Source organism: Silanimonas lenta DSM 16282, assembly GCF_000429065.1.
GTDB classification, from domain to species: Bacteria; Pseudomonadota; Gammaproteobacteria; order Xanthomonadales; family Xanthomonadaceae; genus Silanimonas; species Silanimonas lenta.
On record NZ_AUBD01000010.1, the window covers coordinates 86483 to 101623 of the forward strand.

A 15141-nucleotide genomic window follows, 5' to 3' on the forward strand; every position below is an offset into this window, starting at 1 on the left:
CGCAAGCGCCGCGAAGGCGGCAGGGCGCGCGGCCTCAGCCGGCCTTCGCGTAGCGCGTCGGATCGGCCACGCCGGCCCGGGCGAAGCCCTCGGCGCGCAGGCGGCAGGCGTCGCAGCGGCCGCAGGCCCGGCCGTCGGCATCGGCCTGGTAGCAGCTCACCGTCTGTGCGAAGTCGACGCCGAGACGCAGGCCCTCGCGCACAATGTCGGCCTTCGACATGGCGATCAGCGGGGCGTGCACCCGCAGGCCGCCCTGCTCCACCCCGGCCTTGGTGGCGAGGTTGGCCAGCCGCTCGAAGGCCTCGATGAAGGCCGGGCGGCAGTCGGGGTAGCCGGAGTAGTCGACGGCATTCACGCCGCAGAACAGGTCGCGCGCGCCCAGCACCTCGGCCCAGCCCAGGGCCACCGAGAGCATGATGGTGTTGCGCGCCGGCACGTAGGTGACCGGAATGCCCTCGGCCGGCGCCTCCGGCACGGCGATGTCGGCGGTGAGCGCCGAGCCGCCGATGCTGCGCAGATCGACCTCCACCACCTTGTGCGCCACGGCGCCGAGACGTGCCGCGGTGCGCGCCGCCGCCTCGAGCTCGGCGGAATGCCGCTGGCCGTAGCGCACCGACAGCGCGTAGGGCACGAAACCGCGTTCGCGGGCGATGGCCAGCACCACGGCCGAATCCATGCCGCCCGAGACCAGCACCACGGCGCGCCGGCCCTCGCCCTCGCGGCCCTTCGACGTGGAAGTGGAAGCCATCATCGTCTCCGCCATCGTTGCCCAGCCTTCCCCCGCCCCGGTCTCAGCGCCCCGGCTCGTCGCCCCAGAGCAGCTTGTGCAGCTGCAGCTGGAAGCGCACCGGCAGGCGGTCGGCGACGATCCAGTCGGCGAGCTCGCGGGGCGAAAGCTCGCCGAAGCTGGGCGAGAACAGCACCTCGCAACGTGCCGTCAGGGCGTGTTCGGCCACGGTGCGCTTCGCCCAGTCGTAGTCGGCGCGGTCGCGCAGCACGAACTTCACCTGGTCGCGGGGGGTGAGCAGGGCGAGGTTCTCCCAGCGGTTGCGCGCCAGTTCCCCGGAGCCCGGGGTCTTGAGATCGAGCACCCGCGAAACCCGCGGATCGACCGCCCCCACGTCGAGCGCGCCCGAGGTCTCGAGCGAGACCTCGAAGCCGGCATCGCAGAGCGCACCAAGCAGCACGAGGCAGCGCTTCTGCGCCAGCGGCTCGCCGCCGGTCACGCAGACATGGCGCACGCCATGGGCCCGTGCCTCGTCCACCAGCTCGGGAATGCTGCGCCACTCGCCGCCGTGGAAGGCGTAGGCGGTGTCGCAGTAGGTGCAGCGCAGCGGGCAGCCGGTGAGGCGGATGAACACCGTTGGCCAGCCCACCGAGCGCGACTCGCCCTGCAGCGAGAGGAAGACCTCGGTGATCTTCAGGCGCTCGGCCTGCACGATCTCGGAGGGGCGCTCGCGGTCGCCCGGCTGCTCGCGCGGGCGCGGCGCCATGCCCATGCCCACGGCCTCAGCGCGCGTCGAGCGCGAGGCTGCGCAGACGGCTCTGCGCGAGGCGGGCGGCGTCCGAGCCGGGGTAGCGGCTCATCACCGCGCGCAGGGTGGCCTCGCCCTCCTGGCGGCGGCCCAGCTCGAACTGGGTATAGCCCAGCTTCAGCAGGCCATCGGGGGCCTTGGCGGAGTCGGGGAAGGTGTCGAGCAGGCTCTGGAAGGCCTGCAGGGCCACCTCGTAGTTCTGGGTGACGTAGTAGCTCTCGCCGAGCCAGTACCAGGCATTCGGGGCGAGGCTGCCGGCCGGGTAAGCCTCGAGATAGGCCTGGAAGCGGCGCGAGGCCTCGGCATACTCGCCGTCGCGCAGGGCCTGGAAGGCGCTGTCGTAGAGCGGGCGCTCGCCCGCGGGTGCGGCCGGCGCGGCGCCGGCATTCACCACGTCGGCCACCACGCCGCGGCCACTGGCGGAAGCGGGACTGGCCGGGGCCGGGCTGGCGGCCGGCGGAGCCGGGGTGGCAGAGGGCGCCACTTCCGCCGGGGCGGCGGGGGCGACCGGGGCCTGGCCGCCCTCGAGGCGGCCCAGCCGGGAATCGATGTCGAGGTACTGGTCACGCGCCGCCTGCTTCAACTGGGCGTTCTCGTGCTGCAACTGCTCGACAGTGCCGCGCAGGGCGGCGAGTTCCTGCTGCAGGGCGTTCAGCCGGTTCAGCAGTTCGATGTTGGCCTGGGTCTGGTTCTGCGCCGCGGCCTGGGCCTCCAGGCGCTCCACGCGCTCAGCGAGGCTCATGCGCTGGGCAAAGGCCGGGGCGGCGGCCACGAGGGCCGCCGCCAGGCTTGCGAGCGTGAGGCTGCGCAGGACCGTCATCGCTTAGCGCGCGGTGTAGACGATCTCGACGCGGCGGTTCTTCTGCCAGCACTCCTCGTTGGACTGCGTGCAGACCGGGCGCTCCTCGCCGTAGGAGACGACGGTGAGCTGGGCGGCCGAACCGCCGGCGGCCTGCAGGGCAGCCGAGACGGCGTTGCCGCGGCGCTCGCCGAGGCCGAGGTTGTATTCGCGGGTGCCGCGCTCGTCGGCATTGCCCTCGAGGGTGATGCGCGACTCCGGACGGTCACGCAGGTACTTGGCGTGGCAGGCCATGATGGCCAGGAACTCCGGCTTCACGGCGTCCTGGTCGAAATCGAAGTAGACGGTGCGCTGGCGCAGGCAGGCGTCGGTGTCGAGATCCGACGGGCCGTAGCGGCCATCGCTGACCGGAGCGGTGGTGGTCGGGGCGGGGGCCGGAGCAGGCGCCGCCGGCTCTTCCTTCACCTTCTTCGAGCAGGCGGAGAGGGCGACGGCGCAGGCGGCGACCAGCGCGATGCGGGTGACGTTGTTCATGGGTGCAACCTCGTTGGCAGTGGATCGGAAAGCGGATAGCGGGGATACAGCAGGCCCGTCCTGTTCTTATCGTTGCCGGAACGGCGACCAGGCGGGCTCCCGGACATCACCGTCGGTCAAAACCAAGCGCTGCCGGACCCGTGCATCGGCCGACACCGCATACAGCACGCCCTTGCCGCCCTCCTTGGTCGCGTAGAGCAGCATGCTGGCGTTGGGTGCAAAACTGGGGGACTCGTCCAGGTTGCCCGGCGACAGGGTCTGCCAGCGCGGCTGGCCCAGACTGCGGTCCATCACCGCAATACGATAAATGTTCCGGTTTCCCTGCGCCATAGCGATTTTTTTACCATCGAAGGAGACCGAGGCCTTGGCGTTGTAGTCGCCCTCGAAGGTCAGGCGCTGGGCCTCGCCCCCGGTGGCCGGCACCTGGTAAAGCTGCGGCCGGCCGGCGCGATCCGACGTGAAGACCAGGCTCTGACCGTCCGGCATCCACACCGGCTCGGTGTCGATGGCGAAATGGCGGGTGATCTGGGTGAGGGCCTTGGTGGCGAGGTCCATCACGTAGATCTCGGGGTTCCCGGTGCGCGAGAGGGTGAGCGCGAGCTTGCTGCCGTCCGGGCTGAAGGCCGGGGCGCCGTTGATGCCGCGGAAGCTCGCCACCACCTCGCGGGCGCCGGTGGTCAGTTCCTGGATGTAGATGGTGGAGTTGCCGCGCTCGAAGCTCACGTAGGCGAGGCGGCGGCCGTCCGGCGACCAGGCCGGCGAGAGCAGCGGCTCGCGCGAGCGCACCACGGTCTGCGGGTTGTGGCCGTCGGCATCGGCCACCATCAGGGAAAACTGCTGGTTCGGATAGGTGCCGGTGCTGGTGACGTAGGCGATGCGGGTCCAGAAGGCGCCGCGCACCCCGAGGATCTTCTCGTAGATCTGGTCGGAGATCTGGTGGGCGATGTCGCGCATGCCGCGGGCCCGGCCGCTCATGGCAAGCCCCAGCAGGCGCTCCTGCTTGGCCACGTCGTACAGCTCGTACTCCACCCGGTAGCCGCCGTCCGGGGCGTCCAGCACCCGGCCCACCACGATGAAGTCCTGGCGTAGCACCCGCCAGGTGGGGAACTGGATCTCGCTGCCGCGGATCGGCTTCTCGATGATGTTGGCCTCCGGCAGGGTGCGGAACTGGCCGGAACGGTTGAGATTGGCGCTGATCACCGCCGCCACGTCGGTGTCCGGGGCCACGTTGGTGCCGAGGTAGGGCATCGGCACCACGGTGATCGGCAGGGCCGCGGCGCTGCCGCGGACGATGTCGATCTCGAGGGCCTGGGCCCGGGCCTGGAAGGGCAGGGCCAGAAGCCCGAGGACGAGCAGGAGCAGGGAGACGAGGCTTCGCGTCATGGACGGCTTTCCGGGTCGTGGGCTTCGGGGGCGCGGCCGGCGGCGCTTCAGTCCTGCGGCGCGGTGAACCTGAATAGCAGCTCGCGCCTGAACACTGTCTCAAAGCCGGCGTAAGGCAGCGGCCGGGCGCGCAGCACCGCGGCCTCCAGCGAGCGCTGGCCGATCGGATCGAAGCGGCAGGGCTGCTGCACCTCGGCGCTGATCACCTCGCCGCCGGGGATCTGGATCACCCGCACCGTGCACTGGGTGCCCGGAGGAATGGTATCGGGGCGGATCCAGTGCCGCTCCACCGCGTTCTGGATGGCCAGCACGTAGGCCGCCTGCAGGCTGGCGTCGGTGCCGTCGTTGCCGGCCATCGGGGTGGGCGTGGCCTCGCGCGGGGTGGCGGCGCTGGCCGGCGCCGGCGGGGTGGGCTGGCGCTGGGCGAGGTCGCGCTGCTGCTCCAGCCGCTGCTGCTCCATCCGGCTCTGCTGGCTGAGCTCGGCGCGCTGCTGCTGCAGTTGGGCCAGCTGGCGCAGGCGCTCGAGCTGCTGCTGGGAGAGCCGCTGGCGGTTCTCCGGGCGGTCCTGGCGCTCGCGCTCGGTCAGGTCGACCTGCTGCTGGCGGTTGCGCTCCTCCTGCTCGCGCGGGGCCGGGGGCTTGGGGCTGACGGCATCGCGCGAGGCGCGCTCCTGCTGCCGGGTGTCCGGCACCACCTGCGGCGCCTGCGGGGCCGGTTGCGGCTCGACCGGGGCGGTCTGCGGGGCCGGCTCGGGGCGCGGCTGCGGCGGCGGGGCGGCCTCCTGCTCCACCGGACGCGGGGCCTGCGGCCGCGGCGGCGGGCTCGGGGCCACCCGCGGCGTCTCGCGCAGCGCCGCGGCGGGCACGAACTCCACCTCGATCGGCGGCCCGGCCACCGAGAGCACGGTAGGGGCCGGGCTCAGGAGCCAGCCGAGGTAGAGCAGCAGGAACACCAGCAGGTGCACGCCGAGGGCCAGGCCCACGGCGATGCCGGTGTCTTGGGGACGCTCGCGCATCAGCGCCCCGCCTGCCGCGGCTCGCTCATCAGGGCCGCCTTGGAGACGCCGGCCCCCTGCAGCAGGGCCATGGCGTCCATCACCGCCTGGTAGGGCAGCTCACGATGGGCGGCGACGAAGACCGGGGTCTGCGGGTTGGTGGCCACCACGGCGCGCACACGGGCGGCCAGCTCCTCGGGAGCCATCGGCGTGTCGGCGCCCTCGCCCAGCTTCAGCGAATAGCTGCCGTCGCGGCGGATCGATACCACCACCGGGTCCTGCGCCTGCTCCACCGGGCGGGCGTTCGACTGCGGCAGGTTCACCTCGACGCCGAGGTTCATCACGGAGGCGGTGATCATGAAGATCACCAGCAGCACGAGCATCACGTCGATGTAGGGCACGACATTGATGTCGGCCTTGAGCTTGCGCTTCTTGTGTCGGTTGCTGAACGCGGCCATGGGCCCTCCAACGGATCAGGCGATGGCGCGGGGTCAGTGCTCGTCGCTGCCGCCCTGGCGGGCGAGGATGGAGCTGAAGTCCTCGGCGAAGGCCTCGTAACGCACGGTGAGGCGCTCCACCCGGGTGGCGTAGCGGTTGTAGGCCCAGACCGCCGGGATGGCAGCGAACAGGCCGAGCGCGGTGGCGATCAGGGCCTCAGAGATGTGCGGGGCCACCTGGGCCATGGTGGCCTGCTTGATGTTCCCGAGCTCGTGGAAGGCGATCATGATCCCCCACACGGTGCCCACGAGGCCGACGTAGGGCGAGGTGGAGCCGATGTTGGCCAGCATCTCGAGGTTGCGCTCGAGCTCGCCGGTCTCGCGCGCCAGGGTGGCGCGCATGGCGCGCTGGGCGCCCTCCAGCTGGGCCCGGCTGTCGGTGCCCTTCTTCTGCCGCAGGCGGGTGAACTCGCGGAAGCCGGCCTCGAAGATCGCCTCCAGGCCTTCCACCACGCGGTTGCGGTCGGTGGCGGCGCGGTAGAGCTGGGTCAGGTCGGCGCCCGACCAGAAGCGCCCCTCGAAGGCATCGGCCTCGGCATCGGCGCGGCGGTAGACGCGGGCCTTGCGGAAGATGATCACCCAGCTCACCACCGAACCGATGAGCAGCAGCAGGAGCACGATCTTCACCGGCACCGAGGCCGCCATCACCAGGGCCCAGTAGTTGATGCCCCCGGGGGCCGCGGCCTCCACGGCAGCCGCGGCGGCGGCGGGGTCGGCCGGCAGGGCCGAGGTGGTGGCGGCAGTGGCGAGGAAACCGGGCAGCAGGGCGGTCGTCAGCATGGGGCACCAGGCGTGGGCATCAGGCCGGCCAGCAGGCCGGCGGGGATTCGGGTGGGCCGGAAGTCGGCGGCGCGCAGGCAGGCCACCTCGACCTCGGCGGTGAGCAGCGGGCGGCCATCCAGCAGGACCGCCTGGTGGCAGCGCAGGCCGGCCCCCTTCGCCGACACCGGGGTGACGGTGACGGTGAGCAGGTCGTCGAGCCGCGCCGGGGCCAGGAAGTCGAGCCGCATCGAGCGCACCACCAGCAGCAGGCCGTCGCGCGCGCGCAGCCGCGTCTGGTCGTGGCCGGCGGCGCGCAGCCACTCGGTGCGCGCCCGCTCGAGGAACCGGACGTAGCTGGCGTGGTAGACGACCCCACCGGCGTCGGTATCTTCCCAATAGACCCTTGAGGTATGGCTGAACGCCGGCTGGCCCACGGCCCCGGCGTCCCCGCGGCGCGGCCTGCCTCCCGCGGGCCGTTCCTCAGGCCGGGCCATCGGACTCGAACAGGTCGGGCGTGGGGGCGCCACGCGGCGGCTTGAGGCCGAGCCAGGCCCAGGCCTTCGGGGCCAGCATCCGGCCGCGCGCCGTGCGCACGAGGAAGCCCTGCTGGATCAGGTAGGGCTCGACCACGTCCTCGAGAGTGCCGCGCTCCTCGGAGAGCGCCGCCGCCAGCGATTCCACCCCCACCGGGCCGCCGCCAAAGCTCTCGGCGATGGTGGCGAGCAGGCGGCGGTCGAGCTCGTCGAAGCCTTCCGGGTCGACCTTCAGCATCTTCATCGCTGCTGCGGCGATCTCGCGGGTGATCACCCCCCCGCCCTTCACCTGGGCGTAGTCGCGGGCGCGGCGCAGCAGGCGGTTGGCGATGCGCGGCGTGCCACGCGAACGGCGGGCGATCTCCCCCGCCCCCTCGGCATCGCAGGCGATGCCGAGAATCCTGGCCGAACGGCGGACGATGCGGGTGAGCTCCTCCGCCGTGTAGAACTCAAGGCGCTGGACGATGCCGAAGCGGTCGCGCAGCGGGGCGGTGAGCAGGCCGGCGCGGGTGGTGGCGCCGATCAGGGTGAAGGGCGGCAGGTCGAGCTTGATCGAGCGGGCCGCCGGGCCCTCGCCGATCATGATGTCGATCTGGTAGTCCTCCATCGCCGGGTAGAGCACCTCCTCCACCATCGGCGAGAGGCGGTGGATCTCGTCCACGAACAGCACGTCATTGGGCTGCAGGTTGGTGAGCAGGGCGGCAAGATCGCCGGCCTTCTCGATCACCGGGCCCGAAGTCTGCCGCAGATTGACGCCCAGTTCGTTGGCGATGACGTGCGAGAGCGTGGTCTTGCCAAGGCCCGGCGGGCCGAAGATCAGCACGTGGTCGAGCGCCTCGCCACGCTGCTTGGCGGCCTGGATATAGATCTGCATCTGCTCGCGCACGGCCTCCTGGCCGAGATAGTCGGCGAGCGACTTCGGACGGATGCTGGCTTCGAGGGACTCGTCCTCGGCGGTGGCGCCGGGTGCGACGGTGCGGGGGTTCATGGGCCGGATGATGGCATGTCAGGCCTTCAGCGCGGCCTTGAGCGCCTTGCGGATCACCGCCTCGGCGCTGTCGCCGGCCTCGAAGGCATCCCGGGCCATCTTCGCCGCCTCGGCCGGCTTGTAGCCCAGCTGCTGCAGGGCGATCACGGCCTCGGAAGCGGGGTCGGCCGGGATCGGCTGACCCCTGGCGACGGGGCTGCCCACGCCGCCCAGCTCGGCCGCGCGGTCGCGCAGCTCCACCACGATGCGCTCGGCAGTCTTCTTGCCGATGCCCGGGATACGGGTGAGCGCGGCGACATCGCTCGCGGCGACGAGCCGCGCGAACTCCTCGACGCTGACCCCCGAGAGGATGGCCAGCGCGATCCTGGCGCCGATGCCGCTCACCTTCTGCACGTCGCGGAACAGCCGGCGCTCGCGCTCGGTGAGGAAGCCGTACAGCGCCACGCTGTCCTCCTTCACCGCGTAGTGGGTGAACAGCACGACTTCGCGGCCGAGATCCGGCAAGTCGTAGAAGGTCGACATCGGCGCCTCGAGCTCGTAGCCCACGCCGCCCACCTCGAGCATCAGCCAGGGCGGGGATTTCTGCAGGAGGGTGCCGCGGAGGCGTCCGATCATGGCGGGGAAGAGGTGGAGAGAAGAGATGTGGAAGAGAGGAGGGAGTCGAGAGAAGGGGGGGTGGAGTGAGGCAAGCCTAGCGCCGGCGCAGGGCGGCCACGCCGACGCCGGCGCGCAGGGCGGTGGCGGACATGTGGGCGTGGGTAAGCGCGACGGCCAGCGCGTCCGCCGCATCGGCGAACAGGCGCTCGCCCTGCAGGTTCAGCAGGATCTTCACCATGTGCTGCACCTGCGCCTTGTCGGCGGCGCCCTTCCCGACGAGGCTCTGCTTGATGACCCGCGGGGCGTACTCGGCGAGCGGCAGGCCGCGGCGCACCACGGTGGCGATGGCAGCGCCCCGGGCATGGCCGAGTTTCAGGGCCGAGGTGGCGCTCTTGTCCATGAACACGGTCTCGATGGCCGCCTGCTGCGGCTGCCACGCATCGATGATGGCGTCGATGCCTTCCGCCAGCCGCCCGAGGCGTTCGGGGAAGTGCTCGGTATCGATGAGCAGGTTCAGCACCTCGCAGTGCACGAAGCGGTAGCGGCCGGCGGCATCGATGTCGATGAGCCCGATGCCGGTGCGCCGGGAGCCAGGATCGATGCCGAGCAGGCGGATCGACACGGGCGCGCCGTCACTGCCAGGCGCTGTCGGGCAGGTCGGCGTTGTGGTAGACGTGCTGCACGTCGTCGAGGTCCTCGAGCCTGTCGAGCAGCTTCACCACCTGCTGCGCGGTCTCGCCCTCCACGGCCACCTCGTTGTCGGCGCGCATCGTCACGCCGGCCTCGGCCGGCACGAGCCCCGCGGCCTCCATCGCCTTTTTCACCGATTCGAAGGCCTCGGGCGAGGTGATGACCTCGACCGCGCCGTCCTCGTAGCCCTTGATGTCGTCGGCGCCGGCCTCGATGGCCGCCTCGGTGATCTTCTCCTCGTCGGCACCGGCGCCGTAGGTCAGCACACCGACCTTCCTGAACATGAAGGCCACCGAGCCTTCCGTGCCGAGGTTGCCGCCGAACTTCGAGAAGGCATGACGCACGTCGGCCACGGTGCGCACGCGGTTGTCGGTGAGGCACTCGACGATGACGGCGATGCCACCCGGGGCGTAGCCCTCGTAGCGCACTTCCTCGTAGTCGACCCCCTCGAGCTCGCCGGTGGCCTTCTTGATCGCGCGCTCGATGTTGTCCTTCGGCATCGAGGCGGCCAGCGCCCGGTCGATGGCAAGGCGCAGGCGCGGATTGCCGGCAGGATCGCCGCCGCCCAGGCGCGCCGCGACCGAGATCTCGCGGACCAGCTTGGTGAAGATCGCGCCGCGCTTGGCGGCCTGCGCGTTCTTGCGGCCTTCGATGGCCATCAATCGACCCATGGGGTGCCTCGGTGCTGTGATTCGATGCGGGGATTATCGCCGAGGGCGAGCGCAGCGCGAGCCTGCCTGCGGCGCCGGGCATTCGCTCCTCCCTCGGTCGGGGCGGTCCTGCCCCGACTCGGGCGCTCGCCATCCATGGCTCGCTTTCCGCGAAACGCCCGGCGCCGCGTCGCGGCTCGCCGCCAGGCGCTAGCCCGCGAAGCGCCCCGTCCGCAGGAAGCTCGCCACCGCCTCCGCCGCGGCCCGCGAGACCAGCAGGCCCATATGGCTGGCATGCACCTCGCAGTGGCCGGCAAGCCCGGGCAGCCGGGTTTCGGCCACCGCCACCGTGCCGTCGTGCCGGCCTTCGAAGCGGCTCAAGGCGCGGCCAAGCCCCAGCCCGAGGGTGCCGGCCACCACGCCCACCTCGCGCCCGGCGGGCAGGCCCTCCAGGCCCCGGCGCAGCACCCGGGCGCTACGCCCGAGCAGGACGGCGAGGCCGTGCCGGCCGAGGGTGTCGGCGGCCCGGCTGCCGGAAAGCGGGCTGCCAAGACAGACGATGCGCTGCAGGGGCAGTCCGGGCTCGTGTGCCGCGATCAGCGCCACCAGCCCGCCGAGGCTGTGCCCGACCAGATGGGGCGGCGGCCGCCCCTGGCGAGTCTGCTGCCGGAGCCTGTCCGCAAGCCGCCCGGCCGCCGCCTCGGCCCCCTCGAATGCGCTGGAATACGCGAAGGCCTCGGGCGCGAAGCCGACGGCGCGCAGGCGGGCGGCCAGGGGCCAGAGCACGGCGCGGGGGTTCCACAGCCCATGGAGCAGGACGACGCGCCCGGCCATCGCCCCGGCCCGGACTGCCTCAGCCCTTCGCCGCCGGACGCACCTGCACGTGCAGTTCGGCGAGCTGTCCGTCGTCGATCGGCGACGGGGCGCTGGTCAGCAGGCACTGGGCGCTGGCGGTCTTGGGAAAGGCGATGACATCGCGGATCGACTCGGTGCCGGCCACCAGCGCGGCAATGCGGTCGATGCCGAAGGCGATGCCGCCGTGCGGCGGGGCACCGTAGCGCAGGGCTTCCAGCAGGAAGCCGAACTTGGCCTCGGCCTCTTCCGGGCCGATGCCGAGCAGCTCGAACACCTTGGCCTGCATCGCGCTGCTGTGGATGCGCACCGAGCCGCCGCCGATCTCGTTGCCGTTCAGCACCATGTCGTAACCGCGCGACACGGCGATGCGGGCATTGGCGGCAAGCTCGGCGATGTCGTCGATCTTCGGCGCGGTGAAGGGGTGGTGCAGGGCCACGTAGCGCTGCGCCTCCTCATCCCACTCGAACATCGGGAAGTCGGTGACCCACAGCGGCTTCCAGGCGTTCTCGACCTGGCCGAGGTCCTTGGCGGCCTTGAGCCGCAGGGCGCCCATGAAGTCACACACGGTCTTGTAGGGGCCGGCGCCGAAGAACAGCAGGTCGCCGTCGGCGGCCTGCGCGGCGTCGAGCACGGCCTCGAGCGTGGCATCGCTGAGGAACTTGGCGATCGGCGAGGCGATGCCCGCACGGCCTCCAGCGCGCGATTCGACCTTCATCCAGGCCAAGCCCTTGGCGCCGTACTTGGCGCAGTAGGCGCCGTAGTCGTCGATCTGCTTGCGCGAGAGCGCGACACCACCCGGCACCCGCAGCGCCACCACGCGACCCTCGGCGTGGTTCGCCCAGTCGGTGAAGACCTTGAACTCGCAGCCCTTCACCAGTTCGGCGATGTCGGTGAAGGTCCATGCAATCCGCAGGTCCGGCTTGTCCGAGCCGTAGAGCCGCATGGCCTCGGCATAGGTCATGCGCGGGAAGGGGTTGGCAAGCTCGATGCCCGCCACCTCCTTCAGCACGCTGCGGATCATCTCTTCCACGAAGCCCTGAATGTCCTGCTCGGTGACGAAGGCGAACTCCATGTCGAGCTGGGTGAATTCCGGCTGGCGATCGGCGCGCAGATCCTCGTCGCGGAAGCAGCGCGCGATCTGGTAGTAGCGGTCGAAGCCCGCCATCATCAAGAGCTGCTTGAACAGCTGCGGCGACTGGGGCAAGGCGAAGAACTCGCCCGGATGCACGCGGCTCGGCACCAGGTAGTCGCGCGCGCCTTCCGGGGTGGCCTTGGTGAGGATCGGCGTCTCGATATCCTGGAAGCCGGCGGCGTCGAGATGGCGGCGCAGGGCGCGCACCAGGGCCACGCGGGTACGCAGCATGCGCTGCATCTCGGGGCGGCGCAGGTCGAGGTAGCGGTACTTGAGACGCACGTCCTCGCCCGGCGTCTCGTGCAGGTAGAAGGGCAGCGTCTCGGCCTTGTTGAGGATCTCGATGCGCTCGGCCACTACCTCGATGCGACCGGTCTTGAGCCGGTCGTTGACGCTGTGGCGGGCGCGCACCACGCCGGTCACCTTGAGGCAATCTTCGTAGCCCACCCGGGCCGCGCTGGCATAAGCGGTGGCGTTGTCCGGCTCGGCCACCACCTGCACGATGCCCTCGTGGTCGCGTAGGTCGATGAAGCAAATCCCACCAAGGTTGCGGGCCACGTCGGCCCAGCCGCAGAGGGTGACGGTCTGGCCGATCAGCGCTTCGCCGAGCTGGCCGCAGTAATGGCTACGCATGGGAACTCCGGAAACATCGGGCCGCCCGGGCGGGCGGCAAGCCCGCCATTGTAGCGGGGAAGCCCGGGCCGGACGGTCCCCGCCCCGCCACCGGCAGACCGCGTTCCCGCGGCGGGGCTTTAGTCGGCGCCGGCCTTGGCCGGGGCCGGCGCAGCAGGAGCAGCGGCGCTCCCGCTGCCGCCGCCGCCCGTCTCACCCTTGTCGGCGAGGTTGCGCTTCTTCTCGCCGTCCTTCTTGAAATCGGTCTCGTACCAGCCGCCGCCGGCCAGGCGGAACTGCGGGGCGGTGAGCTGGCGCCCCACCGTGCCCTCGGCCCCGCACTCGGGGCAGGTGGTGGGATCGGCATCGGACAGGCGCTGCAGGCGGTCGAAGTGATGGCCGCAGGCCGAGCAGGCGAAAGCGTAGATGGGCATGGCGCGTGGATCGGTTCGGTTGGCCGTCTGGGGCCGCAGGCTGGGGGCGGAACGGGCCGTTTTCAAGGGGCGGCTTCAGCCCGTCTCCAGTTTCTCCGCCAGTTCCAGCCACTCTTGCTCCAGCGCCTCGCGCTCGGCCATGAGCGCCTGGCGGCGCTGGCCCAGGGACTGCGCTGCCTGCGCCGCCCCGCCCCCGCCCTTCACGGCAATGGCGGCGAGCTCGGCATCCAGCACCTCGGTTTCGGCGGCCAGCGAGGCCAGCCGGGCCTCGACCGCGGCATAGCGCTTCTTCGTGGCAGCATCGGCCGGTCTGGCCGTCCTGGCGGGCGCGGGCCTGGCGGCGGGTTCGGCCTTGGCCACGGGCTCGGCTGCGGCGGCTTTGGCCCTGGCATTCGCACTGTTGCCACGCTGCCTGAGCCAGGCGGCATAGGCATCGAGGTCCTCGTCGTAGGGCTCGACCCGGCCATCGGCCACGCGCACGTAGCGGTCGCAGACAAGGCCGATGAGGTGGCGGTCGTGCGAGACCATGACGATGGCGCCGTCGAAATCCGCCAGCGCCTCGGCCAGGGCCTCGCGCATCTCGAGGTCGAGGTGGTTGGTGGGCTCGTCGAGCAGCAGGACGTTCGGCCTGCGCCAGGCGAGGAGGGCGAGGGCGAGGCGTGCGCGCTCGCCGCCGGAAAAGCCGTCGATCGGCTCGAAGGCGCGGTCGCCGGGGAAGTTCCACCTGCCGAGGAAGTCGCGGAAGGCCTGGGTGGGGGCCTCCGGGGCGATCATCCGCAGGTGGTCGATCGGCGTCTTCCCCTCGTGCAGCGATTCGACGGTGTGCTGGGCAAAGTAGCCGATCACGGCATCGGGATGCGCCACGCGCTCGCCGGAGAGCAGGGGCAGTTCGCCCACCAGGGTCTTCACCAGCGTGGATTTACCGGCGCCGTTCGGGCCGAGCAGGCCCAGGCGGTCGCCGGCCTCGATGGACAGGCCGACGCCGCCGAGGATCCTGGTGATGCCGCCCTCGCCCTTCTCGTTGGCGGTGTAGCCGCAGTCGGCCCCGCGCAGCTGGATCAGGGTGGTGGGCTGCCTGGCCGGCACCGGGAAGTCGATCCGCACCTCGCGTTCGGCGCGCACTGCTTCGGTGCCGGCCAGCTTCTCCAGGCGCTTCATCCGGCTCTGCGCCTGCCGGGCCTTGCTGGCCTTGGCCTTGAAGCGGTCGATGAAGGCCTGCAGGTGGGCGCGTTCGGCCTGCTCCTTCTCGAAGGCGATCTGCTGCAGACGCAGCTGCTCGGCGCGCTGGCGCTCGAAGGCGGTATAACCGCCGGGATAGAGCCGTGCCCGGCCCTCGTGCAAGTGCAGGGTGTGGGTGCACAGGCCATCGAGGAATTCGCGGTCGTGCGAGATCACGAGCAGGGTGCCAGGGTAGCTGCGCAGCCACTCCTCCAGCCAGAGCACGGCATCGAGGTCGAGGTGGTTGGTGGGTTCGTCGAGCAGCAGGAGGTCAGAGGGTGTCATCAGTGCCCGCGCCACGTTCAGGCGCACCCGCCAGCCGCCGGAGAACTCGGCCACCGGCATGCCGTGGGTATGCGGCGGGAACCCCAGGCCATGCAGCAGCCGCGCCGCCCGCGCCGGGGCATCATAGCCCTTGAGTTCGGCCAGCCGGGCATGGGCTTCGGCCACCCGCTCGTAGTCCTCGGCGGCCATGGCCTCGGCCTCCAGACGCAGGGCGGCATGCACTTCGGCATCGCCGGAGAGCACGAAGTCGAGCGCCGCGTCCGGCAGGGCCGGGGTCTCCTGCGCCACCGAGGCCATGCGCAGCCTGGCAGGGCGGTCGATATCTCCCCTGTCCGGCTCGATCTCCCCGCGGATAGCGGCGAACAGGCTGGACTTGCCGCAGCCGTTGCGACCAACCACCCCGACCCGCCAGCCGGCGTGCAGGGCGAGATCGACCTCGGAGAAAAGCAGGCGCGGCCCGCGGCGGAGGGCCAGATTCTTGAAGGCGAGCATCCGGCCAGTCTACCGGATGCCCCTGCCCCGCCGGCTCCCGGGCGGGCGGCCCACCCCGCAAGACCGTTTCAGACAAAACCTTCACGGTTTCGAGGAGGCGGGCATGCCTTGATGTTGCCGTTGCGTGACGCCACGCCGCCGCTTCCCTTC

17 protein-coding genes are annotated in these 15141 nt (G+C 71.3%); all 17 read right to left on the bottom strand.

Annotated elements, in window-relative coordinates:
• Positions 1–34 precede the first annotated feature (34 nt).
• The 17 genes from queC to G408_RS0106600 all read right to left on the bottom strand — a co-directional run bounded on the left by queC (position 35) and on the right by G408_RS0106600 (position 14991).
• Positions 35–748 (bottom strand): 7-cyano-7-deazaguanine synthase QueC, encoded by a 714-nt coding sequence (gene queC, locus G408_RS0106520; RefSeq protein WP_051282707.1) that lies wholly within the window; start codon positions 746–748, stop codon positions 35–37.
• A gap of 43 nt (positions 749–791) precedes the next feature.
• A complete protein-coding gene (gene queE, locus G408_RS0106525) occupies positions 792–1493 on the bottom strand; it encodes a 7-carboxy-7-deazaguanine synthase QueE (protein ID WP_051282708.1) in 702 nt (233 codons plus the stop codon).
• 16 nt (positions 1494–1509) lie between these two features.
• Complete coding sequence (gene ybgF / locus G408_RS0106530; RefSeq protein ID WP_028770450.1) at positions 1510–2355, bottom strand: tol-pal system protein YbgF; 846 nt, start codon at positions 2353–2355, stop codon at positions 1510–1512.
• 3 nt (positions 2356–2358) lie between these two features.
• Entirely contained in the window at positions 2359–2868 is a 510-nt protein-coding gene (gene pal, locus G408_RS0106535) for a peptidoglycan-associated lipoprotein Pal (protein WP_028770451.1), read from the bottom strand.
• A 66-nt stretch (positions 2869–2934) separates the two neighbouring features.
• Positions 2935–4251 (bottom strand): Tol-Pal system beta propeller repeat protein TolB, encoded by a 1317-nt coding sequence (gene tolB, locus G408_RS0106540; protein WP_028770452.1) that lies wholly within the window; start codon positions 4249–4251, stop codon positions 2935–2937.
• Positions 4252–4298: 47 nt separating this feature from the next.
• A complete protein-coding gene (locus tag G408_RS0106545; RefSeq protein WP_028770453.1) occupies positions 4299–5267 on the bottom strand; it encodes an energy transducer TonB in 969 nt (322 codons plus the stop codon).
• Positions 5267–5704: a protein TolR gene (gene tolR, locus G408_RS0106550; RefSeq protein WP_028770454.1), complete on the bottom strand. Its 438-nt coding sequence runs from the start codon at positions 5702–5704 to the stop codon at positions 5267–5269. Before tolR ends, G408_RS0106545 begins: the two co-directional genes overlap by 1 nt.
• A gap of 33 nt (positions 5705–5737) precedes the next feature.
• On the bottom strand, positions 5738–6520 hold the full coding sequence (gene tolQ, locus G408_RS0106555) for a protein TolQ (RefSeq protein WP_425423343.1): 783 nt from the start codon (positions 6518–6520) through the stop codon (positions 5738–5740).
• Positions 6517–6939 (bottom strand): tol-pal system-associated acyl-CoA thioesterase, encoded by a 423-nt coding sequence (gene ybgC, locus G408_RS0106560; protein ID WP_028770456.1) that lies wholly within the window; start codon positions 6937–6939, stop codon positions 6517–6519. The genes tolQ and ybgC overlap by 4 nt, the downstream gene beginning before the upstream one ends.
• A 46-nt stretch (positions 6940–6985) precedes the next feature.
• Positions 6986–8026 carry a Holliday junction branch migration DNA helicase RuvB gene (gene ruvB / locus G408_RS0106565; protein ID WP_028770457.1) on the bottom strand — a complete coding sequence of 347 codons (1041 nt, stop codon included), beginning with the start codon at positions 8024–8026 and terminating at the stop codon, positions 6986–6988.
• A gap of 18 nt (positions 8027–8044) precedes the next feature.
• The gene (ruvA, locus tag G408_RS0106570) at positions 8045–8641 is read right to left on the bottom strand and encodes a Holliday junction branch migration protein RuvA (protein WP_028770458.1); all 597 of its coding nucleotides are present in this window, start codon (positions 8639–8641) and stop codon (positions 8045–8047) included.
• 76 nt (positions 8642–8717) lie between these two features.
• Positions 8718–9239, bottom strand: a complete 522-nt coding sequence (ruvC, locus tag G408_RS0106575) for a crossover junction endodeoxyribonuclease RuvC (protein ID WP_028770459.1) — start codon at positions 9237–9239, stop codon at positions 8718–8720.
• Positions 9240–9255: 16 nt separating this feature from the next.
• Complete coding sequence (locus tag G408_RS0106580) at positions 9256–9984, bottom strand: YebC/PmpR family DNA-binding transcriptional regulator (RefSeq protein WP_028770460.1); 729 nt, start codon at positions 9982–9984, stop codon at positions 9256–9258.
• A 189-nt stretch (positions 9985–10173) separates the two neighbouring features.
• Positions 10174–10797 carry an esterase/lipase family protein gene (locus G408_RS0106585; protein WP_028770461.1) on the bottom strand — a complete coding sequence of 208 codons (624 nt, stop codon included), beginning with the start codon at positions 10795–10797 and terminating at the stop codon, positions 10174–10176.
• Positions 10798–10816: 19 nt separating this feature from the next.
• A complete protein-coding gene (aspS, locus tag G408_RS0106590; RefSeq protein WP_028770462.1) occupies positions 10817–12583 on the bottom strand; it encodes an aspartate--tRNA ligase in 1767 nt (588 codons plus the stop codon).
• A 119-nt stretch (positions 12584–12702) separates the two neighbouring features.
• Positions 12703–12996: an FmdB family zinc ribbon protein gene (locus G408_RS0106595; protein WP_028770463.1), complete on the bottom strand. Its 294-nt coding sequence runs from the start codon at positions 12994–12996 to the stop codon at positions 12703–12705.
• A 75-nt stretch (positions 12997–13071) separates the two neighbouring features.
• A complete protein-coding gene (locus G408_RS0106600; RefSeq protein WP_028770464.1) occupies positions 13072–14991 on the bottom strand; it encodes an ABC-F family ATP-binding cassette domain-containing protein in 1920 nt (639 codons plus the stop codon).
• Positions 14992–15141 lie beyond the last annotated feature (150 nt).